25 protein-coding genes are annotated in these 21113 nt (G+C 73.5%); 22 read left to right on the top strand and 3 right to left on the bottom strand.

Going from position 1 to position 21113, the window contains the following annotated elements; genetic code table 11:
- Positions 1-37: 37 nt before the first annotated feature.
- On the top strand, positions 38-826 hold the full coding sequence (locus FA014_RS01970) for a hypothetical protein (RefSeq protein WP_154728035.1): 789 nt from the start codon (positions 38-40) through the stop codon (positions 824-826).
- A gap of 162 nt (positions 827-988) precedes the next feature.
- Here the strand turns inward: FA014_RS01970 and FA014_RS01965 are convergent, their stop codons facing one another.
- Positions 989-1183 carry a YegP family protein gene (locus tag FA014_RS01965; protein ID WP_154728034.1) on the bottom strand — a complete coding sequence of 65 codons (195 nt, stop codon included), beginning with the start codon at positions 1181-1183 and terminating at the stop codon, positions 989-991.
- A 107-nt stretch (positions 1184-1290) separates the two neighbouring features.
- Between FA014_RS01965 and FA014_RS01960 the strand changes: the two genes are divergently transcribed.
- The 4 genes from FA014_RS01960 to FA014_RS01945 are packed head-to-tail and all read left to right on the top strand — an operon-like array spanning position 1291 to position 5714.
- Entirely contained in the window at positions 1291-1788 is a 498-nt protein-coding gene (locus FA014_RS01960) for a helix-turn-helix domain-containing protein (RefSeq protein ID WP_154728033.1), read from the top strand.
- 17 nt (positions 1789-1805) lie between these two features.
- Positions 1806-3083, top strand: a complete 1278-nt coding sequence (locus FA014_RS01955) for a PBSX family phage terminase large subunit (RefSeq protein WP_154728032.1) — start codon at positions 1806-1808, stop codon at positions 3081-3083.
- 15 nt (positions 3084-3098) lie between these two features.
- Complete coding sequence (locus FA014_RS01950; RefSeq protein ID WP_154728031.1) at positions 3099-4640, top strand: phage portal protein; 1542 nt, start codon at positions 3099-3101, stop codon at positions 4638-4640.
- Between the two features lie 6 nt (positions 4641-4646).
- Positions 4647-5714 (top strand): phage minor capsid protein, encoded by a 1068-nt coding sequence (locus FA014_RS01945; RefSeq protein ID WP_154728030.1) that lies wholly within the window; start codon positions 4647-4649, stop codon positions 5712-5714.
- Here FA014_RS01945 and FA014_RS01940 read toward each other — a convergent pair.
- Complete coding sequence (locus FA014_RS01940; RefSeq protein WP_195969122.1) at positions 5711-6283, bottom strand: hypothetical protein; 573 nt, start codon at positions 6281-6283, stop codon at positions 5711-5713. The two genes, FA014_RS01945 and FA014_RS01940, sit on opposite strands and share 4 nt — an antisense overlap.
- Positions 6284-6379: 96 nt before the next feature.
- Here FA014_RS01940 and FA014_RS01935 point away from each other — a divergent pair, with 96 nt between their 5' ends.
- The 9 genes from FA014_RS01935 to FA014_RS01895 all read left to right on the top strand — a co-directional run bounded on the left by FA014_RS01935 (position 6380) and on the right by FA014_RS01895 (position 11292).
- Entirely contained in the window at positions 6380-7126 is a 747-nt protein-coding gene (locus tag FA014_RS01935) for a hypothetical protein (RefSeq protein ID WP_154728028.1), read from the top strand.
- 16 nt (positions 7127-7142) lie between these two features.
- Positions 7143-8132 (top strand): major capsid protein, encoded by a 990-nt coding sequence (locus tag FA014_RS01930; protein ID WP_154728027.1) that lies wholly within the window; start codon positions 7143-7145, stop codon positions 8130-8132.
- 65 nt (positions 8133-8197) lie between these two features.
- Positions 8198-8548: a hypothetical protein gene (locus FA014_RS01925; protein WP_154728026.1), complete on the top strand. Its 351-nt coding sequence runs from the start codon at positions 8198-8200 to the stop codon at positions 8546-8548.
- 59 nt (positions 8549-8607) lie between these two features.
- On the top strand, positions 8608-9021 hold the full coding sequence (locus FA014_RS01920) for a hypothetical protein (RefSeq protein WP_154728025.1): 414 nt from the start codon (positions 8608-8610) through the stop codon (positions 9019-9021).
- Between the two features lie 35 nt (positions 9022-9056).
- A complete protein-coding gene (locus tag FA014_RS01915) occupies positions 9057-9344 on the top strand; it encodes a hypothetical protein (protein WP_154728024.1) in 288 nt (95 codons plus the stop codon).
- A gap of 12 nt (positions 9345-9356) precedes the next feature.
- Positions 9357-9701 carry a minor capsid protein gene (locus tag FA014_RS01910; protein WP_230322793.1) on the top strand — a complete coding sequence of 115 codons (345 nt, stop codon included), beginning with the start codon at positions 9357-9359 and terminating at the stop codon, positions 9699-9701.
- Complete coding sequence (locus FA014_RS01905) at positions 9698-10135, top strand: minor capsid protein (protein ID WP_154728023.1); 438 nt, start codon at positions 9698-9700, stop codon at positions 10133-10135. Before FA014_RS01910 ends, FA014_RS01905 begins: the two co-directional genes overlap by 4 nt.
- On the top strand, positions 10132-10686 hold the full coding sequence (locus FA014_RS01900; protein WP_154728022.1) for a phage tail tube protein: 555 nt from the start codon (positions 10132-10134) through the stop codon (positions 10684-10686). Before FA014_RS01905 ends, FA014_RS01900 begins: the two co-directional genes overlap by 4 nt.
- An 84-nt stretch (positions 10687-10770) precedes the next feature.
- Positions 10771-11292, top strand: coding sequence for a DUF7426 family protein (locus FA014_RS01895; RefSeq protein WP_154728021.1), 522 nt, complete (start codon positions 10771-10773; stop codon positions 11290-11292).
- A 198-nt stretch (positions 11293-11490) separates the two neighbouring features.
- On the opposite strand, the gene FA014_RS01890 is transcribed toward FA014_RS01895, so the two are convergent.
- Entirely contained in the window at positions 11491-11838 is a 348-nt protein-coding gene (locus FA014_RS01890) for a hypothetical protein (protein WP_154728020.1), read from the bottom strand.
- Positions 11839-11871: 33 nt separating this feature from the next.
- On the opposite strand from FA014_RS01890, the gene FA014_RS01885 reads away from it, so the two are divergent.
- The 8 genes from FA014_RS01885 to FA014_RS01850 all read left to right on the top strand — a co-directional run bounded on the left by FA014_RS01885 (position 11872) and on the right by FA014_RS01850 (position 21100).
- Positions 11872-14955, top strand: coding sequence for a tape measure protein (locus FA014_RS01885; protein ID WP_154728019.1), 3084 nt, complete (start codon positions 11872-11874; stop codon positions 14953-14955).
- Positions 14952-15806, top strand: a complete 855-nt coding sequence (locus tag FA014_RS01880) for a hypothetical protein (protein WP_154728018.1) — start codon at positions 14952-14954, stop codon at positions 15804-15806. Before FA014_RS01885 ends, FA014_RS01880 begins: the two co-directional genes overlap by 4 nt.
- A 25-nt stretch (positions 15807-15831) precedes the next feature.
- The gene (locus FA014_RS01875; RefSeq protein WP_154728017.1) at positions 15832-16770 is read left to right on the top strand and encodes a hypothetical protein; all 939 of its coding nucleotides are present in this window, start codon (positions 15832-15834) and stop codon (positions 16768-16770) included.
- Positions 16770-17855, top strand: a complete 1086-nt coding sequence (locus FA014_RS01870) for a hypothetical protein (protein WP_154728016.1) — start codon at positions 16770-16772, stop codon at positions 17853-17855. Before FA014_RS01875 ends, FA014_RS01870 begins: the two co-directional genes overlap by 1 nt.
- A 2-nt stretch (positions 17856-17857) precedes the next feature.
- Entirely contained in the window at positions 17858-19366 is a 1509-nt protein-coding gene (locus FA014_RS01865; RefSeq protein ID WP_154728015.1) for a hypothetical protein, read from the top strand.
- Between the two features lie 103 nt (positions 19367-19469).
- Positions 19470-19937: a hypothetical protein gene (locus FA014_RS01860; RefSeq protein WP_154728014.1), complete on the top strand. Its 468-nt coding sequence runs from the start codon at positions 19470-19472 to the stop codon at positions 19935-19937.
- 18 nt (positions 19938-19955) lie between these two features.
- Positions 19956-20120 carry a hypothetical protein gene (locus tag FA014_RS01855; protein WP_154728013.1) on the top strand — a complete coding sequence of 55 codons (165 nt, stop codon included), beginning with the start codon at positions 19956-19958 and terminating at the stop codon, positions 20118-20120.
- Positions 20117-21100 (top strand): peptidoglycan recognition protein family protein, encoded by a 984-nt coding sequence (locus tag FA014_RS01850; protein ID WP_154728012.1) that lies wholly within the window; start codon positions 20117-20119, stop codon positions 21098-21100. Before FA014_RS01855 ends, FA014_RS01850 begins: the two co-directional genes overlap by 4 nt.
- The last annotated feature ends 13 nt before the right edge of the window (positions 21101-21113 follow it).

The following is a 21113-nucleotide window of genomic DNA, read 5'->3' as shown; positions in this document are numbered from 1 at the left end:
CCCTGACGGCGCTCCCAACATCACCGACGACCGCTGCGTGTGCCCCCGCTGCACCAGCACCCTGCGCGGCCTGCTCACCGACCTGCCCGGCCTGTTCGGCGACCTCGACGTCGCCCGCACCCGACAGGCGCGCTGGGGCTCTCGCACCGCCGGCGCCAGCACGACGACCCCGCTGCCGTTCGCGCTCGAGCCGGCCGACGCCCGGTGGGTCCTTCTCGACACGCTGCTCGCGTGGCTGGACTGGGTGACCGCGGTGCGCGCGCACCGGCCGCCGGCGACGTGGGCTGAGGTCGAGGACTACCTGGTGCGGTGGCGTGGCGGTGCGGTCGACTGGCTCGCCCGACACCCGGACGGTGCGGCCGCCGTGGACGAGCTCACCGCGGCGCTGCGCAACGCGCGCCGCGCGATCGACTCCCCGGCACGGCGGCTGTACGCCGGCCCGTGCACCGCGGTGGTGCCCGGCGAGGGCGGGCTCGCCGTCGAGTGCGGCACGGACCTGCTCGCGGCGCCGGGGTCCGCGGTGGTGGAGTGCCGGTCGTGCGGCACGGCTTGGCCGCTGGCGGAGCGGCGGTCCTGGCTGCTGGAGCGCGCCGAGGACGTGCTGCTGCCGGCGGCCGAGATCGCGCGCGCAGTGGACGGGCTCGGGCTGCGGCTCAGCGAGAACACGCTGCGGTCATGGGTTCGTCAGGGGCGGCTGGTGCGCCGCGGGCGGGCCGTGCTGACGGACGGCCGGACGGCGGAGACTTACAGGGTGGGCGACGTTCTGGACCTAGTCCACGCCGCGGCGGCGCGGCGTGGGCGGGGTCGTCGCCTCGTCGCGACTTGATGCCACTTGCGTCTACTTGTGTCTACTTAGCTCTACTTTGACCAGCGCTTGACGGACGGCGATTTGCACCATAGCGTTCTGCCAGAGTCGAGACAGGTGGCAGCGAGCCCCGGCAGCGGTGCGATATCGCCCCGGGGCTCGCGCGTCTTCCTGGAACAACCCCTAGTTCGGCTGGCGGCTGATCTTCTTGTCGGCGTACGCGAACTCGCCGCCGATGATCCGGTCAGCCATCGAACGAGCGTCCTGCTCGTTCTCGTATCCCTGGGTTCCATCAGTGGCGATGACCTGGCCGTTGTCGGCCTTCAGCCGCCAGCCCCACCTGCCGTCCGGTCGTTCGTAGAGCACGCGCTGCGCCATCGTCTGTCGCCTCCCCGTTGAGCGGCCTCGGGTGCGGCCGCGAGTGCTCGAAACGTACTCCGCCCGACGTGGCCCCGAGGCCGATTCCGCGAGGCAGGTGACCGCACATGGCCGCCCGTCCCTGGACCACCGACGAAGACACCCGGCTGCGCGAGCTGCACGCCGCCGGTCGCACCCTCGGCGACACCGCCACCGAGATGGGCCGCGGCAAGGGCACGATCTCCCGGCACGCCGCACGGCTCGGCCTCGGCTGGGACCGCGCGCAGACCAAGGACGCGACGAAGGCGAAGAAGCTCGACGCCGAGGCACGCCGCGCGCAGCTCAAGCTGGACCTGCTCGACGACGCCGCCCGGCTCCGCGAGCAGCTGTGGAAGCCGACGAAGGTGTTCTCGTTCGGCGGCAAGGACAACACCTTCAACTCCCGCGAGCTGCCGCAGCCGCCGCACGTCGACCAGCTCAAGCTCGTGCAGGCCACGTCCGCGGCCATCAACGCCTACGGCCGGCTCGAGCAGCTCGACATCGCTGCGGACACCGACGACGCGACGTCCCTGCTCGCCCAGCTCGGGCGCGCGCTCGGCATCGACGACGGGACGCCCGCGTCGTAACCGGCGCGCTGGCGTCGATGCCGCTGTCCCCGAAGCAGGTGCTGTCCTGCCGCGAGTCCACTGCGCGCATCAACGTGTGGGAGGGCTCGGTTCGGTCCGGGAAGACCATCGCGTCGCTGCTGCGCTGGCTGCTCTACGTGGCGACGTCGACAGTCCGCGGCGAGCTCGTCGTCGTCAGCCGCACCCGCGACTCCGCCGCCCGGAACGTCTTCGCCCCGCTCACCGACCCCGCGCTGTTCGGCCCGATCGCCCACCAGGTGCAGTACACCGCCGGCGCGCCGACCGCGACGATCCTCGGGCGCACCGTGTGGGTGCTCGGCTCCTCCGACACCCGCTCCGAGAACGTGCTGCGCGGACTGACCTGCGCCGGGGCATACGTCGACGAGGTCACCCTGCTGCGCGAGGACTTCTTCACGCAGCTGCTCAACCGCCTGTGGCAGGGCGCCCGGCTGTTCGGCACCACGAACCCGGACAACCCCGCGCACTGGCTCAAGCGCCGGTTCCTCGACCGGCTGCACGAGCTCCCCGACTGGCGCACATGGAAGTTCGTCCTCGACGACAACCCGGTGCTGTCCGAAGAGCGGAAGGCCGCGATCCGGCGCGAGAACACCGGGCTGTACTACCGCCGCAACGTCCTCGGCGAGTGGGTCGCCGCGGAGGGCGCGATCTACGACATGTGGGACCCGGGCCGGCACGTCACCGCGTGGGAGGACCTGCCGCCGCTCGCCGACCTGATCGCCGTCGGTGTCGACTACGGCACCACGAACGCAACCGCGGCGCTCCTGCTCGGCGTGACCGACGAGGTCGACCCGGCCGGGCGCCCGACGTCGCGGCTCGTGCTGGTTGATGAGTTCCGGTACGACTCCGCGACCGAGCACCACCGGCTCACCGACGCCCAGCTCTCGACCCGCCTGCGGTCCTGGCTCGACCAGCCGCACACCCCGTACCCGACCGCCGCCCGGCCCCGCTGGGTGGCCCTCGACCCGTCCGCGGCATCCTTCCGGGTGCAGCTGCAGTCCGACGGCCTGGCCGGGCTCGTGCCGGCCGAGAACGACGTCGCCTACGGCATCCGCACCGTGGCGTCGCTGCTCGGGCGCGACCAGCTCGTCGTCACCGACCGCTGCCGCGGGTTCATCGCCGAGGCCCCCGGGTACTCCTGGGACCCGAAGGCCACCGAGAAGGGCGAGGACCGCCCGCTCAAGGTCGCCGACCACTCCCTGGACGGCGCCCGGTACGCGGTCGCCACGACCGAACGCCTGTGGCGCCCCGTCCTCGACCTGCGCGCTGCCGCCTGACCGAGAGGGGTCGTGATGCCGCTGCCCCAGCCCGGCACGAAGTGGCCGCCGGAGCCGTTCGACGTCGCGTTCGACGCGATGCGCGCGTGGGACGCCTGGTACGTCGGGGACACCGCCGCGCTGGCGCGCACGTACCGCGGCCGGCCGGCGAACCGCCCCTCGCAGCTGCGCGGTGGCGTGGTCGGCGCCGCGGCCAGGTTCTTCTGGGGCCGACCGGTCCCCGACGGCGAGCCGCGCACCCGCCTGCACGTGCCGGTGCCCTCCGACCTCGCCACCACCAGCGCCGACCTGCTGTTCTCCGAGCCCCCGCGGATCGTCATGCCGGGCGGTCGCCGCAAGGCCGGTCGCACGCCCCGGCAGGAGCGGCTGGAGGAGATCGCGAACAGCGCCGAGACGCACACCGCGCTGCTGGAGGCCGCCGAGCTCGGGACCGCCCTCGGCGGCACCTACCTGCGGATCGTGTGGGACGCCACCGACGACGGTCCCGACCTTCCGCTGCTGACCGCGGTGCACGCCGACGGCGCGATCCCGACGTGGCGGTGGGGGCAGCTCGACTCCGTCGTGTTCTGGACGATCGTCGGCAAGGACGGGCAGACCGTGTTCCGGCACGTCGAGCACCACGAGCACGGCCGCATCCAGCACGCCCTGTACCAGGGCACCGAGTCCAGCATCGGGCACGTGATCCCGTTGGCGGAGCACACCAAGACGCAGTGGCTGGTGCCGCTGGTCGACGCCGATTCCGCGATCGAGACCGGCTCGCCCGGCCTGACTGCGGGGTACGTGCCGAACATCCGCCCGTCGCGGCGTTGGCGCCACGAGGCGGAGCTCGCCCCGCTCGGCCGGTCGGACTTCGACGGCCTGGAACCGCTGTTCGACGCGCTCGACGAGACGTACAGCTCGTGGATGCGGGACATCCGCCTGGCGAAGGCCCGACTCCTGGTCGACCAGGGCGCGATGACCTCCCTCGGCCCCGGCGCCGGCGCCGCCTTCGACGTCGACCAGGAGGTGTTCACGCAGGTCCCCGGCATCGGGTCGATGAAGGACGGCCGCGTGGCGCAGGCGGAGCAGTTCGCGATCCGCCACGAGGAGCACAAGGCGACCGCCGACGAGCTCCTGCGCGCGATCCTGCGCGGCGCGAAGTACAGCCCGCAGACGTTCGGCGACGACGCCACCGCGGTGTCGACGACGGCGACCGAGGTCAAGGCCCGCGAGAAGCTGTCCGAGCGGACCCGCGACAAGAAGGCCAGGTACTGGGCCTCCGAACTGGGCCGACTGTCCGCCGTGCTGCTCGACGTCGACGCCGCGGTGTTCCGCGGCCCCGGGTCCGGCGGCGACCTGCCGGAGGCGCGGTTCCCGCCGAAGGTTCAGGAGGACACCCTCGAGCTGGCGCAGACCGCGCAGGCCCTGCGCACCGCGGAGGCCGCGTCCGTCGAGACCCGGGTCCGCCTGGTCCACCCGGACTGGGACGGGGACACCGTGAACACCGAGGTCGACAAGATCATGCGCGAGTACGCGATCGCCGACCCGGCGACGCTGCGCCCCGACGTCGAGGAGTGACCAGCGGTGCCGACCAGCCCTGATCATGGGGCCCGGCTCGCCGCCCAGGTGACGCAGCTGGTCGCCGCCGCCGAGCTCGTCATCCTGCAGCGCATCCGCGACCGGCTTGCCGCCGGCATCGACGCGCCGACGTGGGCGGTCAACAAGCTCGCCGAGCTGCAGGCGCTGCGCGAAGCGGTCGCCGGTGACCTCGGCGCACTCGACGACGACCTGGCGGCCGCCGTCGCGGACGTCATCGACCAGGCGTACGGGCTGGGGCGCAGCGAGGCGGCCGCCGACGTGCCCGGGGCCGCGGTGCCCGCCTTCGTTCCGGCGGCGGTGCGGCGACTGGCCGAAGACGTGCTCACGAAGGTCATCGGCGCGCGCCCCACCGTGCTCCGGGCGACCGCGGACGCCTACCGGGAGGTCGTGGCCCGCGCCACCGCGCCGGTCCTGCTCGGCGCCAGCACCCGGGTCCAGGCCGCGCAGGCGGCGCTCGACGACCTCCTCGCCCGCGGGATCACCGGGTTCCGGGATGCGGCCGGCCGCCGGTGGACGCTGGAGTCGTACGTCGAGATGGCAACCCGGACCGGCGCTGGCCGCGCCGCGGTACTCGGTCACCTCGACGGGCTCACCGAGCAGGGGCACGACCTCGTGTACCCGATCCCCGGCCCGCGGGCCTGCGCGTCGTGCGACGAGCAGGCCGGGAAGGTGCTGTCGATCAGCGGCGCCACCACCAGCGTGCTGGTCGACGGGCGCCTGGTCGAGGTGACCTCCTGGCGGGAGGCGACCGCGGACGGGCACCTGTTCGGCCCGAACTGCCGGTGCTCGGTCGGGGCGTACTTCCCTGGCATCACGACGCCGAACGTCGAACGCCCCGACCCGGCGGGGTATGCCGCGGGCCAGGAGCAGCGGCGGCTCGAGCGCGGCGTGCGGGAGTGGAAGCGCCGCGAGCAGCTCGCGCTGACCCCGGAGGCGGGGCGCGCCGCACGGGCGAAGGTCCGCCAGTGGCAGGGGCGGCTGCGCGATCACCTGGCCGCGCATCCGGACCTGCGGCGGGCGCCGCGCCGGGAGCAGATCGGCCGAGCCCGCTAAGACATCCTCTTCGTCAGTTTGTCGATGGATTCGGCAATCTGGTTGAGCGAGCCCGGTGGCTGCACAGCCGACCCCGGGAAGTCAGCGAAGTCAAGGTCGTACTCGAGGGGTCCGACGGGCCCGAACGGCCCCTCGAAGGTGACCGTGACGTGATGCTTGCCGAGCGCCTTCTCCTTCAGCACGTCAGGTGAAGACCCGATCGTCCACCGCATCTCCCGGCCCGGCGGCATGGAGGTGATGCCCGAGCTCAGAGCGGCGAGCTCCGAGAGGTCGCCGAACTCGGACGACGCACGCGCGCGGCTACCCACCCGGTTCACCGGCGGGTCGATCTGGACTCGGACCTTCTCAGCGACCGTGGGGCCCTCGTTCTTGACGACTAGTTGCACGAGCCATGCATGGGCCTGGTCTGTGCGGAAGTCGACCCACACGTACGGAGTCGCGGCGTCCCGCTGCACCTGCCGCTGGAGCTCGGTCTGCTCCTTCATGGCTGACAGCTGGAACCAACTCGCGATGCCTACGCCCAACGCGACAGCAGCGCCCACAACCGAGATCCACGCCGCGGCGTCCATCCCTACACCCCCTCGCACGCCGGCGCCTTACCGGCGTGTGCGCCGCACGGTACGCGTGCGGTCCGACACCTCACTAGACCCACAGGAGGGACCGTCATGCGCACGACCGTCCACTGGCCCGCCCGCACCCCCGGGATGCCGATGCGTCTGTCCCGGCTGCGGTTCATCGACGGCGACGCCGGCTCCTCCGGCACCGCCGGCTCGACGGACGCCGGCAGCGACTCCGGTGCCCGCACCGGCACGCCGGACGCCGGCCCAGCAGCCTCCCCGGGCGCGACCGGCCGTGAGCAGCAGCCCGCGCCCGGGGACGGACTGCCGGACGACCCCGCCGAGCTGCGCGCTCTCGTAGCCTCCTTGCGGCAGGGCGACGAGCCCGCTCGCACGGCCGCCGCCCAGCAGGCCGCCGACGAGGCCCGCAGCACCCTCACCCAGGAGATCGGCCGGGCCATCGGCCTCATCACCGACGACGGCGGCTCGCCGAGCGTCGAGCAGCTCACCACCGAGCTGCAGACCGTCCGCGACGGCAGCGCCGCGAAAGACACCCGCATCAGCGACCTCGCCGTCCGGCTCGCCGTGTACGAGACCGCCGGCCAGCACGGCGGCGACCCGGCTGCCCTGACGGACTCCCGCGCGTTCCTGGCGAAGGTCGCCGCGCTGGACCCGGGCGCCGAGGACTTCGCCACGAAGGTCGCGGACGCCGCGAAGGCCGCGGTGACCGGGAACCAGACGCTCCGCGCACGTGTCGCGGCGCCCCGCTCCGGCCGGGACCTGACCGGCGGCACCGGTGAGCGCACCGGACGACCCACCAGCATCCACGACGCCATCGAGCGCCAGTCGCACTGAGCCCAAGGAGGCACCCATGGTCATCTCCCTCGCCGACGCCCAGGTCAACACCCAGGACGACGTCGACTTCGCCGTCATCGACGATCTGCGCCGCCGCTCCTGGCTGCTGGACCAGATCCCCTTCGACGACTGCGTGAACCCCTCGGGCGGCGGTTCGACGCTGACCTACGGGTACACGCGGCTCGTCACGCCCGCCCCAGCCGCCTTCCGCGAGTTCAACCGCGAGTACGACCCCGGCCAGGCGGTCCGCAAGCGGTACACCGTGGACCTGAAGCCCCTCGGTGGCTCCTTCAACGTCGACCGCGCGCTGGCCCGTCTCGGCCAGGCGGCGACGAACGAGGAGGCGTTCCAGTTCGAGCAGCTCAGCATCTCCGTCCGCACGCGGTTCCAGGACGAGCTGATCAACGGCGACACCGCCGTCGACACCAAGGGCTTCGACGGTCTCGACAAGTCGCTGGCCGGCACGATCACCGAGATCGGTGCGGACACCGTCGCCGACTGGACGAGCGAGGCGCTCGGCGACGACCGCAGTGCCTCGAACGACGCGATCGACCTGCTCGACCAGCTCGTGCACGCGATCAACGGGGGCGCCGACGCGATCCTCACGAACGACAAGGGCGCGGCGCGCGTCCGGTCGCTCGGCCGGCGCGCCGGGTACTACACCCGCTCGGAGGACGCCCTCGGCCGGGAGGTCGAGCGGTTCGGCACCGCGGTGATCGTCGACCTCGGCGACAACACCGCGGGCACGGGCACGATCATCCCGACCGAGACCCGCACCGTCGGCGGTGAGAGCGTCACCGGGCTCACCGACATCTACGCCGTGCAGTTCGGGCTGCGCGCCCTGCACGGCGTCAGCGTGCTCGGCCCGCTCCTGCAGACGTTCCGCCCCGACTACACCGCGCCCGGCGCGGTGAAGAAGGGCGAGATGGAGATGGGCCCGGTCGCCGGCGTCCTGAAGTCGACCCGCGGCGCGGGCGTCCTGCGCAACGTCAAGGTCCTGGGCTGATCCCGGCTGGCCGGGCGCTCGCCCGGCCAGCCGCCCGTCGCCCCCGAACACCGAGGAGCCACACCATGCCCCCGTTCACGTCCCCGTCCGGCGAGCAGGTCCCGGACACCGACAACCCCGGCGTGCGCGCCTACTACGAGCGCCGCGGGTACGTCTCCAGCACCGGCGCCGCGCAGGCGGAGTCGCAGCCGCCGCAGGTTCCCGACGGCGACCCCGCCGAGTCCTGGACGAACGCGCAGATCGACGCCTGGGCGGCCCGCGAGGACGTCGACCTGGCCGGCGCGAAACGCAAGGACGAGAAGCTCGCCGTCATCGCCGCCGCCCGCGAGGCCGCCGGCAACGACGCGACCGGCGCGACGGGCACCGTCGAGCTCGGTACCGGCAGCACCGGCGCGCAGGACCCGAGCGGCGCCTGAGCAGGTCGGGTGCGGGCGCTCTCCCGCCCGCACCCGACCCGACCGAGAACGGAGGGGCCGTGCCCCAGCGCATGTACGCCGCGCCGTCCGACCTGGCCGGCGAGCCGTGGAACGTCGAGCTCGACGAGGCGGTCGCCCGCGCGCTCCTGCGACGCGCGTCGATGGTGGTCGACGAGCTGACGCTCACCGCCCGGTACGCCGTGGACGACGACGGCTACCCCAACGACCTCACGGTCAGCGACGCCCTGCGCGACGCGACGTGCGCCCAGGCCCTGTGGTTCGACGAGACGGGTGACGTCTCCGGCGCCGAGGCGCGGTGGCAGTCGATGTCGCTGGGCACCGCGGCGCTGACCCGCACGGGCGCCGGCACCGCGGTGGGCGCGGCGTCGGCCGCGCAGTCCCGCTACTCCCCCGAGGCGGTGTCGATCCTTGCGACAGCGGGGCTCGCCGGCCGGGCGCCGTCGCCGTGGTGAGCCTGCCGCGGGCGCTGACTCCGCACACGGTGCGCGTGGAGGACAAGACGGGTGACGGCGGCTGGGGGGCGTCGTTCGCCGACCCGCGCACGGTCCGTCGCTGCCGTGTCGAGGACCGGCCGACGCTGGTGCGCGACGCCTCCGGCCAGGAGGTCGTGTCCTCGACGCGGGTGTTCCTGCGCCCCGAGGACGGCCCCGTGCCCGTGGGGTCGCGCGTGACGGTCCGTCCCGGCGCCCCGGACGAGCGCACCGCGGTCGTCCTGTCCGCCGCGCACCACCACACCCCGCCCGCGCCCGAGCACTACGAGCTCGCCCTGACCTGACCGGAGGCCACCGTGTCCGTGACGATCCGCTGGGAAGGCGCCACCGCGAAGGAGGCCGTGCGACGCGGCACCGCGCGGGGACTTCGGCTGGCCGCTGAGCACGTCCTGGCGGAGTCCCTCCAGGTCGTCCCGATCGACGACGGCACCCTCGCCCGGTCCGGCGCGACCGCCGTCGACGAGTCCGGGCCGGTCGCCGCGGTGTCGTTCGACACCCCGTACGCGGTGCGCCAGCACGAGGACATGACGCTGCGGCACACACGTGGGCGCACCGCGAAGTACCTCGAGCGGCCGCTGCTGGGCACCCGCCGCGCGCAGGAGCAGCTCATCGGCGACGCCGTCCGCCAGGAGCTGCGGTGACCGAGCCGACCGTCGCCACGGTCGCGGTCGCCCTGGTGGAGCACCTCGACGCGTCGACCAGCCTCGTGTGGCGCCCGCAGGGCTCGTACGCCGCGGGCGACCACGCCCTGACGATCAAGGCCGTGCCGGCGAGCCCGGACGTCGTGTGCTCGGTCACCGTGTACGACGTCGACGACGACCCCGACCCGCGGCAGGTCCGCCGGACGTTCGCGGTGCAGCTGCGGTTCCGCGCCGCCAGCCGCCCGGACGCCGTCGACCAGGTCGCGGACGAGGTGTTCGCCGTGCTGCACGCCCGCCACCACACCCGGCTCGGCGGCATCCGGGTGGCCCGCTGCGCGCGCGTCTCCGTCGCACCCCTGGGGCCGGACAACAACGGCCGCCACGAGCGCACCGACAACTACCGCATCGTCACCCGCCGAGGAGGCACCCCATGACCGAGACCACCGCCGAGAACACCGAGCTGGGCTTCTCCTACGAGTACGCGCTCGACGTCGACCTCGCCGAAAGCCTGACCGACCCGCCGATCTGGCAGCACCTGCGGTTCTCGTCCGCGATCGACCCGCAGGTCACGCCCGTGATGAAGGACGCCGCGACGTACCGCGACAAGGGCGCCCCGAACCAGAAGAAGGTCTCGGAGTCCTGGACGCTGGCGGGCACCGTCCAGCAGCACCGGCGGCCCGACGGGGACTTCCTGCCCGAGGTGGAGCGGCTCCTGGAGCTGGCCGGGCCCGACGCCGTCGGCAACAAGGCCACCGGCCGGTTCCGCTGGTACGACGACCCGGCCGACGGCGAGCCGAACCCCCGCGAGGCGTACGAGGGCGACGGCACCGTGCAGATGAACCGCCAGACCACCGGGAACGACGACATCGGCGGATGGTCGTTCTCCATCACCGGCCAGGGCCGGCGCCGCCGGATCGCGAACCCGGCCGCCGAAGACGACCCGACCGGGCCCTCGGAGCCCGAGGTGGACTCCGAGGGCGACTGACCTCCCGACCGCGCGCGGGGCCGGCACAGCCGGGTCCGGCCCCGCGCGCTCCACCCGGCTGCCCGGCACGCAAGGAGAACCACCGTGGCCCTGAAGGACCTGACCCAGTTCCTCGCACCCGCGCTCGAGCTGCCCTGCGGCGATCGCGTGTACGTCGTCAGTCCCCCGTCGAAGGACGTCGGGTTGAAGCTCGCCGCGATCAACGCCGTGGGCGTCGCGACGTACGCCTCGGTGCTGGAGAAGTGCCCAACGTGCGGGCGCGCCGGCGCCCCGCATGTGCCCGCGGAGACGCTGGCGCTCGTCGAGTCCCTCGGCGAGACCGACGTCGCCGAGCTGTCCCTCGGCGCCGACGTGTACGCCCAGATGGTCGCCGACGGCGTGAGCGCCCCGGACATCGACATGTTCGGGATGTACGCCCTGTACTACTGGACCGTCGGCGAGGAGACCGCCGACGCGATCCTCGCCGCCCAGCACGGGGGCGGTGACGCCTCGGGGGAAGCCGGCTCGGGGTCTTCGACGTCGCCGCGTGGGCCCCGTACGGCGTCGGCGAGCCGGACCCAGCGACGGGCATCTACCCGCGGTACCGGGGCGCCCCGCCGTCGCTGAAGCCGGCCCGCACCGCAGCGAAGCCCGAGGGCACGCGGGTCGGGTGGGCCGATGTTCTGGCGCGCTGGTCGCTCGTCGAGGCCGACCTCGCCGACGCCGGCTACGACCTGCAGGACCCGGGGCTCGTGCGGGCGTGGCCGTGGTGGCGCGACCGCATCTGGTCGCTTCTGTCCGCGGACACGCGCCTGCGGCGCGCGCTCACTCCGCCTTGAGGCCGCTCGCTTGCCCCGCGTCGCAGCGGTAGTCGAGGAGGGCGTTGAGGGTACCCGCCGCCCGATCGCCCATCGGGTCGTTCCCGTCGATCTTGCGAAGAAGTGAATAAACAACCGCTTCATTGTCGAACCCGGCGAGCATCAATTCTCTCATCTCCGCGCAGACGTCGGCAGCCATGTCCTCGTACATCTGCCGGCGCTCACGTTCTGACATCTCTTCGTTGACCCATCCCGCATCTTCGAGCGCAGCGAAATACGGATCCGCCTCGGCGCCTGAGCAGCCGCCCAGCAATGCGGGTACTAGAAGACTGCTGGCGACCGTGCGCGCATTCATGGGCGAATTGAATCACGACGGAGGTGACACCCAGTGGCACTCACTGTCGGCGAGCTCGTCGCCTACATCCGTGCGGACGGCACGCAGTTCGACTCCCAGGTCGACCAGTCGGGCCGGAAGTTCGAGGGCCTGGGTAAGGTCGTCGCCGCCGGTACGAGGACTGTGGCGCAGGGGTTCGTCGGGCTCACGACGGGTGCGGTCGCGATGGGCGCCGCGGTGTACAAGGTCGGCGCCGACTACAACCGGCTGCAGCAGTCCAGCCGGGCGGCACTGACGACCCTGCTGGGTTCGGCCGAGGCCGCGAACGCCCAGATGGACAAGCTCGACGCGTTCGCGAGGAACTCCCCGTTCACGAAGCAGGTGTTCATCACCGCCCAGCAGCAGCTCCTGGGCTTCGGGATGCAGGCGGAGAGGGTCCTGCCGACCCTGGACGCGATCCAGAACGCCGTCGCGGCGACGGGTGGGTCCGCCGAGGACATCAGCGAGATCACGCGGGTCCTGGCGCAGGTCGAGTCGACCGGCAAGATCACCGCGAACACGCTGAACCAGCTCGGTGTGCGCGGCGTGGACGCCGCCACGCTGATCGGTTCGCAGATGGGCATGACCGGCGAGCAGATCAGGGAGGCGATCACCTCCGGCAGCCTCGACGCCGGGCAGGCGATCGACGCGCTCGTCGCCGGGATGACCGCCCGCTTCGGTGGTGCGACCGACCTGATCAAGCTCCAGATGGACGGCGCCGCGGACCGCGTCAAGGGCGCATGGCGGGACATCGGCGCCGTGATCGCCGCGCCGTTCGTCGACCCGAACGGCGGCGGCCGCGTCGTCGAGTGGACGAACAAGCTCGCCGACGCGCTGCGCGCCGCGGAGGCGAAGGCGAAGCCGTTCGTCGACCTCATGGTTACCCGGTTCGGGCCCGGCCTGGACGCCGTGACGCCGGTCTTGGACCGGGCGCGCGGCGCGATCAACGCGTGGGACCTGTCGAAGGTGAACAGCCAGCTCGACCGCCTCACCGGGTACACACCGCTGATCAGCGCGGGCGCCGCGGCGCTGTTCGCGTACGGGGCCGGCACCCTGCCCGTGCTGAGGAACCTCGGAATTGGCTTGAACCCGGTGGTCGCCGGCGTCGCCGCGCTGGTGGCGACGTCCCCCGCCCTGCGGTCCGCAGGCCAGGAGTTCCTGACGGCACTGTCGCCGCTCGTGCCCGTGCTCGTCCGCGTGGGTGCCGCGGTCGCGGACGCCGCGTCGGGCGTCCTCGACGAGCTGGTGCCGGCGAGCCGGGACCTACTGCAGGCCGCGGCGCCGCTGATCGTCGCGCTGGCCTCCGGGCTGTCCCCCGCACTCGTAGCCGTGCTCCAGGCCGCCGCCCCCCTGGCGAGCGTGATCGCCGACGTGGCGACCGGCGTCGCCAACCTGCCCACCCCGGTCCTGGCCGGCGTCGCGGCGTTCATGCTGCTGCACGGCCCCATCAACAGGCTGGTGACGACCCTCGGCGGCCCGCTGCAGACCGCGTTCGCTGCGTTCTCGCAGACGCTCGCCGCGTCCCGCGTGACCCTCGAGCTGACGGGGCGTTCCACCAGCGCGATGAACGTCGCGATGGTGACCGCCCGTGCGGGTGTGCAGGGCGTTGGTACGGCCCTGACCGCGGCGTTCATGTCGAACCCGGTCGGGCTGGCGATCACGGCGCTGACGACGGCGGTCACGGCGTTCGCGGTGAAGTCGATGGAGGCGAAGGCCCGCGCCCGGGCCTACGCCGAGTCGGTGAAGCTGCTCGGGACGGAGGCGGAAGAGGCCGCGCGGAAGGTCGCCGCGAACGCGTTCGTCACCGGCGACGGCCTGGACTGGGGCTGGTTCCAGAGCTTCACCACCAAGTTCGGGTCGTTCATCGACCTCGCCGACGCCGCGGGCGTCTCGGTGTCGCAGCTGACGGACGCTGTGATGATGTCCGACGCCGAGTTCGAGGCCTGGTCGGATTCGATCTGGGACGCCGCACAGGCCGCGGGGCTTAGCCGGGCGGCGATCACCGAGCTGCTGACGAAGGTGGGCCAACAGCGCACCGCGCTCGGCGACGCCCGCGACGCACAGGAGCGGATGAACGAGGTCACCGGCGAGGGCACTCGCGAGCAGCGGTCGAACGCGGAGGCGGTGCAGGCCGCGAACGACGCCCTCCAGGAGCAGATCCGTGCGCAGCGTGACGCCGCCGGCGCGGCGATGTCGCTCCGTGAGGCGCAGATCGCGCAGACCGAGTCGCAGGAGGCCGCGAACCGGGCCGCGGCGGAGGGTGTACGGGTCGCTCGCGACCAGTCCGGCGCCGTCGACCTGAACGCGGCGTCGACGATCGCCGCGGACAGGGCGCTGCTCGACCTGGCGGCCCGGAACGCACAGGTCACCGAGGCGATGCGCAAGCAGAACGCCTCCGGCCAGGAGCTGTACGACACGACCGTCCAGCAGCGGAACGCGTTCGTCGACACGGCCGAGTCGATGGGCTACACGCGCGACGAGGCTGCACGGCTCGCCAGGCAGTACGGCCTGATCCCGCAGACCGTGACGACGACGATCAGGGCGGAGACGACGGAGGCGGACGGCGCGATCACCCGCGTCGTGGAGCGGCTCAACCACATCAACGGCCGGGTCTACACCGCGGTGATCCGCGTCGACCAGCAGGGCAACACCACCGTGAACACCGGGGTCGGGAACATGATCGCCCGCGCCGAGGGCGCGTTCACGCCTCGACCTGCGTCCCGTCTGCGTCCCATGGCCGATGGCGGAGTGGGTGGCCGGCAGGCGCAGTACGCGGCGGCCGGGTCGTGGATCGTGTGGGCGGAGGACGAGACCGGCGGCGAGACGTACATCCCGCACCACCCCGCGAAGCGCGCGCGGTCGACAGCGCTGCTCGACCAGACGGCGCGGGAGTTCGGCTACCGGCTGATCCCCGCGGGCGCTGAGCCACGCGCGAACGGGGCGGTGAGCTCCCCGTCGACCATCGCGGCGCCCGCGCCTGCGCCCATCGTGATCAACCTCGAGGGGGTGCGGGTGGACCAAGCTGAGGAGGTCGTCAGCGCCATCGTGTGGGAGCTGCGGCGCCTGGAGCGCGGCGGCCGGTACGGGGTGGCGCGGTGACCGACTGGTTCGAGCTCGACGGCGTGCCGTTCGGCGCCGGGGCGCCCTGGGGTGTCGCGGAGTGGGACCGCGGGTCGCGGACGCTCGTGACGCAGGACGTCGTGCTGCAGGCCCGCGACGGCCGGGTGTTCGGGCGCGACCGGGAGGACGGCCCGGAGTGGACGTTCATGCTGCGGCCGAGCGACGTCGACGGCGGCGAGCTGCTCGCGGAGCTGGCCCGGCTGCGTACCGCGTGGGAGGGCCCCCGTGGCTCCCTGCTCGACGAGGCGGTGCTGCGGTACGCGACGGGCGGCCGGACCCGCCGGGTGTTCGGCCGCCCCCGGAGGTTCGCGGAGGCGTCGGCCCCGCACGAGCGCGAGGCCGGCCTCGCCGACGTGCAGGCGACGTTCCAGCTGTCCGACCCGCTGCACTACGACGACGAGGAGTCGAGCATCGACCTCGGGATCGTGCCGGCCTCGTCGGCGCTGCTGCGGTTCCCGACGGCGCCGCCGTTCCGGTGGACATCGGAGGGCGGGCAGACGGTCCGCGGCGCGGTCGTGGGCGGTGACGCCCCGACGCCGGTCACGATCCGGTTCCACGGGCCGGTCGCCCGGCCGTGGGTGCGGATCGGCGGGGTGGTGGTGCAGGTGTTCGGTGACCTGGCGTGGGACCAGCAGCTCGTCGTCGATGCCCGGCGGCTGCTGATCACCCGCGGCGACGGCGCGCCGTGGCCGGGGATGCTCTCGCCGACGACCCGGATGGCGGACCTGCGGCTGGCGCCGGGGACGCACGGAGTGACCTTCGGTGGGACGGACCTGACGGGGACGAGCCGCGTCGAGGTGGCGTGGCGGGATGCGTGGAGGTCGCTGTGAGCGGCCCGACGGAGGGAGACGGCTGATGCCGGACGTGTGGGCGATCGACGGCGTGGACGTCCCGGCAGCGACGGCTCGGGCTGTAGCGCACGTGGCGATCGGTGGTGCCGCCGGGGTGATCGAGCCCGGAGGGCTGAAGGTGGAGCCGCTGGCGGTGCCCGGTGATCGGGTGCGGGTGATGCCGGGGGCCGCGGCGATCGCGAACCGGTACCCGCAGGGCTCCCTGCAGTCCTACGCGATCCACGAGCGGGTGCAGCGGGAGGTCGCGATCGCGTCGACCGGTTCGTCCGGGTCCCGCACGGACATGGTCGTGGCGAGGGTCCGCGACCCGGAGTTCGAGGAGGGCGCGACCCCGGGGGCTGCGTTCGAGGTGATCCAGGCCGTCCCGCCGTCCGCGATCGCCTCGCCGGAGGCGGCGCGCGCGTACTGCGAGGCCCTGGCCTTCCCGGTCGAGCCGTTGGCCGGGGTCACGGTTCCCGCGTCGACCGCGACCATCACCGCGGGGATGGTCACCGACCTGCGCGCTCTGGCGCGGCCGCGCTCGGCCCGCTCGCTGCGCGGCAACCAGGTCACCCTCCAGCAGGACCTCGTGTCCACGACGTTCGTGGACTGGCCGTCCTCGGTCCAGCCGACCATCCGGATCCCGGAGTGGGCGACGCACTACAGCATCGTGGTGACGGTCGCCGGCGCGAGCGCGGTCACCGCGGCGTCGTCCGGGGTGATCCGTGCGGTCCTCGACGGGGCGCCGTCGCCCGCGGATGTGCAGTACGGCGCCGAGGGTGTCGGGGTCGTCGAGGCGCTGATCGCCGCGGGTGGGCCGATTCGGCTGGCCGCGGGCATGGCGGGCACGACTCGCACGCTCAAGCTGCGCGCGGTCCGGCAGACCGGGACCGGGGCGCTGCGCGCGCGCCAGGGGTACACGTCGGTGATCTTCGACGTGGAGTTCACCGAGCAGGCCGTCTGATGCCCTGGCGCTACGTGTGCTTCGCCGAGCCGGCCGGGGCGTACCTCGGCGAGGTCGAGCTGTCCGGGGTGCGGCTGTCGCGGGTGCTGTCCGGCCCGGGCCGGCTGACCGGAACCGTGGTGGGGGACGCTCCGGCGTGGCTGCGGCCGTGGGAGTGCTCGGTGTGGGCGGAGAACCCCGCCGGGCAGATCGCCGGCGGGGGTCTGCTGACCTCGGCCGGCGGCGTGTCCGGCGAGCGGACGGTCGTCAACGTCATGGGGATCGCGGGCTACCCCGGCGGGATGCCGTGGCTCGGCCCAGACCAAGCGCTCGTGCAGGTCGACCCGCTGGACGTCGTGCGGATGATCTGGGCGCACCTGCAGTCCCAGCCCGGCGGGAACCTACGCGTCGCAGTCGACCCGACGACCAGCCCGGTGCGGGTCGGCACCGAGGCCGAGCAGGTGGAGTTCACGACCTCCGCTGGCGAGGACGTGTCGTTCGAGGCGGGGCCGTTCCGTCTGGAGTGGTGGTCCACGACCGACCTCGGCGCCGTCATCGCCAAGTTGGCGGTCGAGACGCCGTTCGACTACCTCGAGCACGCCGCCTGGAACTCCGCGCGCACGGGGCTGACGCACCGGCTGCAGCTCGGGTGGCCGACCATCGGCACCCGCCGCCCGGACCTGCGCCTGGTCATCGGCGAGAACGTCATCGTCACCCCGGCGCTCGCCGGCGACGACGACCTGTACGCCAGCGAGGTGCTGGCCCTCGGCGCCGGGACGGGCCGCACCCGCGTCCGGGCGCACCTAACGCGCCCGACGGTCGGGGTGCGGCGCGTGCTGGTCCACACCGACTCCTCCGCGCGCACGACCGCGGACCTGTCGACCGCGGCCCGGACGGACCTGGCGTGGCGCGACGGCGCCCCGCTGCTGGAGCAGGTCACCGTGATCGACCACCCGCACGCCCCGATCGCCGCGCTGACCCCCGGGGACCAGGTGCTCGTCGCCGGGGACGTCGCCGGCGAGCCAGTCGACCGGTGGGTCCGGATCACCGAGGTCGACACCTCCCCGGAGTCCGACCGTGCGGTCCTGAGCGTCGTGGAGGTGTGAGCGTGGCAGCACCGCAGGACCCCCGCGAGTCCCCGGCGATCCGGCGGCTCGCCCGGCAGATCGCCGGGCTGCAGCGGCAGGTCACCGCACTCGCCTCCACCCCTGGCACGGGGCACTCGTCGATGGAGGGCGGGTCGCTCGACGGGTTCACCGTGGACGGCCAGCTCACGACCCGCACCGGCGAGCAGCACGACGGCACGTTCGGCTCCGCGGTCCTGGCCGGGCCGGTCCCGCCAACCCCGACCGTCCCGGTGGTCCAGGGCGGCCCAGGCCTGGCCCGGATCGGGTGGGACGGCGGGTGGCTCAACGGCGCCCTGACCCCGATGGACTTCTCGCGGGTCGAGGTCTACGTCTCGACCGACTCGATCAGCGACCCGCTGCCCAGGTTCCTAGTTGCGACGATCGAGACCCCGCAGGGCGCCGAGGTCGTCATCCGCCGCGAGGCCGGCACGTACCACGCGCGGCTGGCATCGCGGTCGGCGTCCGGGAAGGTCTCGGCGCTGTCCGACGAGACGGTCGTCGAGGTGGCCTCGCTGGTCGACACCGCCGAGGTCGAGGCCGCGCTGGCGACCAAGACCTCGACCACGCGATCCGACTCAGCGCCGGACCGCGACGGGCAGACCCCCGGCGACGTGTGGTGGCGGGTGCACGGCATCGTGGTCGTCGAGCAGTGGGTCTGGGACGGCGAGACCTGGGTGCCGGTCGAGGCGTCCGGGTCGATCATCGCGGCGGCCACGATTCACGGCGAGCAGATCTCCGCGACCGCCCTGGACGGCAAGGTGATCACCGGCGCCCTGATCCGCACCGCGGCCGAGGGTCGGCGCATCGAGCTCGGCGCCGCCACGGGCGACCAGGTGGTGTTCCACACCGGGCGCGCGGACCAGATCAGCCCGGGCGTCCTGCGCGTGGGCGCGGGCGACGAGGCGTCCTACGTCGACCTGGTCGCCCCGGAGACCGCCGCCCACCAGGGGTCGCGCGAGATCGGTGTCCGGGCACGCGGGCAGGGCGTCGGCTCACCGCTCGCGAGCGGCGTCGAGTTGTGGGGCAACGAGAACTCGGTGCTCGGCAACCTCGACGTCCTGCTGGGCGACCTGAGCGTTGCCGCCGGCGACGTGGCCGCACCGACCGGCACCCTACGTGCGCGCGCAGCCGTCATCGCCGAGGGCGTGAACTGCCAGGGCCTGAACGTGCAGTGGCTGGCGGTCAGTGGGGGCCTGTCGATCGGCGCGCGCCGGCTCGTGCCGTTCGCGCACACCATCGCCACGACCGCGGCCGGCCGCTCCTGGTGGCACCACGGCCTGGGCGCCACTCCGGTGGGGATCGTGGTCAGCGTCGCGATGGACACCGTCGGTGGCCCGAACTTCCCCACGGCCGGGATGTTGGAGCGCACCGGCGGCGACGTCCCGACGAACGCCGAGACGGTCGCCATCCGCCTCATGGGCAACTCCAGCTCGGCGTGGGGTGCCGTGCCCGCCGGGACCTGGGACATCGCCGGGTTCTACATCGTCTGACCGCATCCGCTCCGCCCCCCCAGCCCCGCGAGCCGCCCGGTCCGTGGGACTTCGTCATGCCCGGAGGACCACCCATGCACCCGATCCCGACCCCGGCGCGCTGATGGACGGCTCGAGCGCTGACGCCCTGACCGACGCGATCGCGTCCCTGCTGACCGGCACCGGTGGGGGCCTGCTCGGCGTCGTGATTGGCGCCGCGGTGCAGCGGCGTCGCAACCGCGCCGAGGCGGACCTCGCCCGGGCACGGGCCGAGCAGCTCCTCACGGACTCGACCCTCGCCGGGCACCAGAGCGCCAGCGACGCCCTCGCGCAGGCCATCCGGGTGCAGACCGAGCACCTGCTGCAGCCACTGCGCTCGGAGATCGCCCGCCAGGGCGAGCAGATCGCCCGGCAGGACGAGCAGATCGCCCGGCTGCGGGCCGAGTCCGAGCGGCTGCGCGCCGAGCGCACCGCCTGGCGCGGCCGGTACTGGCGCGCGATCGACCACATCCGCGCGCTCATCGCCTGGCACGCCGCAGGCGCCCAGGGCCCCCGCCCGCGCCCCCACCGCGACATCGCCACCGACATCTGACCCACGAGGAGGCACCCCATGCCGCAGCGCCCCACCCACGTCGTCCACCCCGAGTTCGGTGAGGCGGCAGTCGTCCGGCTCGACGACGACGTCACCATCGACCCCGACACCCTCGACACCGCCCCGCCCGCCCCGTCCCCGGATGACGACGCTGCGGACGACGGCTCCGGGCAGTCGTCGTGACCCGCATCTACACCCGGGCCGAGTGGGGTGCCCGGCACCGCGCGGGGTTCGGCGTCCGGTCGGTCGGCCGCCTGTCGCGGTGGCTGCACCACTCGGCTGGCGCCTCGCCGGGTGTCGGCGCGACGTTCGCGCAGGACGTGGCCGTCGTCCGCGCCCTGGAGGACACCGGCCAGGCGCGGTTCGGCGGCGGCATCAGCTACACGTTCGTGATCACCGAGGCCGGCCGGCGCTTCGAGGGCACCGGCGTGACCCGCGTCGGGTCACACACCGGCAACCACAACACCGCGGGCGCCGGCATCTGCCTGGCCGGGAACTTCGACACGCGCGCCCCGTCGGACGCCCAGGTCGCGGCCCTGGTCGAGCTGCTGCACCACGGCGTGCGGGCCGGGTGGTGGACCTCGCCCACCCTCACCGGCGGACACCGCGACCTGTCCGCCACCGCGTGCCCCGGCCGGCACGCCTACGCCCTGATCCCCGCCATCAACTCCGGCCAGATCGGCGGCGGCGGTGGCGCGGCCGTCGCACCCGAGCCGGAGCCCGAGCTGCCCCCTGAGGAGGACCCGAGCATCATGAACGCCGCCTACATCATCGCCCTGTTCTGGACCCACATGCGCCGGCACCCGTCGGCCGCCGACGTCGACTCGCGCGTGGTCCAGATGGCCAACCGCGTGATCGACGGCGCGACCGTCGCCGAGGCGCTCGCCCAGCAGCGGCACGCCATCTCCCAGTCCCCCGAGGCGATCGGCTGGACCGTGACCCGCGCCTACCAGGACGGGCTCGGCCGCCAGCCCGACCCCGCCGGCAAGCAGACCTGGGTGACGGCCGTCGCCTCCGGGCAGGTCGCGAACGACGTGCTCGCCGTGGCCAACGAGCTGTGGAAGTCGGCCGAGGGCCAGCACTTCCTCGCCCAGCCGAAGGAGTACCGCGACGCCCGCATCGCCGAGGCCCGCGCCGCCATCCCCCCGTACCGCACGCACTGATCCCGGAGGACAC

This window comes from Cellulomonas hominis (assembly GCF_005239125.1).
GTDB lineage: Bacteria > Actinomycetota > Actinomycetes > Actinomycetales > Cellulomonadaceae > Cellulomonas > Cellulomonas hominis_A.
This window is presented reverse-complemented; position numbering and strand designations above follow the sequence as displayed.

Coding starts and splice junctions, on each gene's coding strand:
- FA014_RS01940 (WP_195969122.1), bottom strand. CDS start 6,283: ATGGACGCCGCGGCGTGGATCTCGGTTGTGGGCGCTGCTGTCGCGTTG.
- FA014_RS01925 (WP_154728026.1), top strand. CDS start 8,198: ATGCCCCCGTTCACGTCCCCGTCCGGCGAGCAGGTCCCGGACACCGAC.
- FA014_RS01875 (WP_154728017.1), top strand. CDS start 15,832: ATGCCGGACGTGTGGGCGATCGACGGCGTGGACGTCCCGGCAGCGACG.
- FA014_RS01935 (WP_154728028.1), top strand. CDS start 6,380: ATGCGCACGACCGTCCACTGGCCCGCCCGCACCCCCGGGATGCCGATG.
- FA014_RS01860 (WP_154728014.1), top strand. CDS start 19,470: ATGGACGGCTCGAGCGCTGACGCCCTGACCGACGCGATCGCGTCCCTG.
- FA014_RS01930 (WP_154728027.1), top strand. CDS start 7,143: ATGGTCATCTCCCTCGCCGACGCCCAGGTCAACACCCAGGACGACGTC.
- FA014_RS01950 (WP_154728031.1), top strand. CDS start 3,099: ATGCCGCTGCCCCAGCCCGGCACGAAGTGGCCGCCGGAGCCGTTCGAC.
- FA014_RS01855 (WP_154728013.1), top strand. CDS start 19,956: ATGCCGCAGCGCCCCACCCACGTCGTCCACCCCGAGTTCGGTGAGGCG.
- FA014_RS01870 (WP_154728016.1), top strand. CDS start 16,770: ATGCCCTGGCGCTACGTGTGCTTCGCCGAGCCGGCCGGGGCGTACCTC.
- FA014_RS01960 (WP_154728033.1), top strand. CDS start 1,291: ATGGCCGCCCGTCCCTGGACCACCGACGAAGACACCCGGCTGCGCGAG.
- FA014_RS01955 (WP_154728032.1), top strand. CDS start 1,806: ATGCCGCTGTCCCCGAAGCAGGTGCTGTCCTGCCGCGAGTCCACTGCG.
- FA014_RS01965 (WP_154728034.1), bottom strand. CDS start 1,183: ATGGCGCAGCGCGTGCTCTACGAACGACCGGACGGCAGGTGGGGCTGG.
- FA014_RS01900 (WP_154728022.1), top strand. CDS start 10,132: ATGACCGAGACCACCGCCGAGAACACCGAGCTGGGCTTCTCCTACGAG.
- FA014_RS01890 (WP_154728020.1), bottom strand. CDS start 11,838: ATGAATGCGCGCACGGTCGCCAGCAGTCTTCTAGTACCCGCATTGCTG.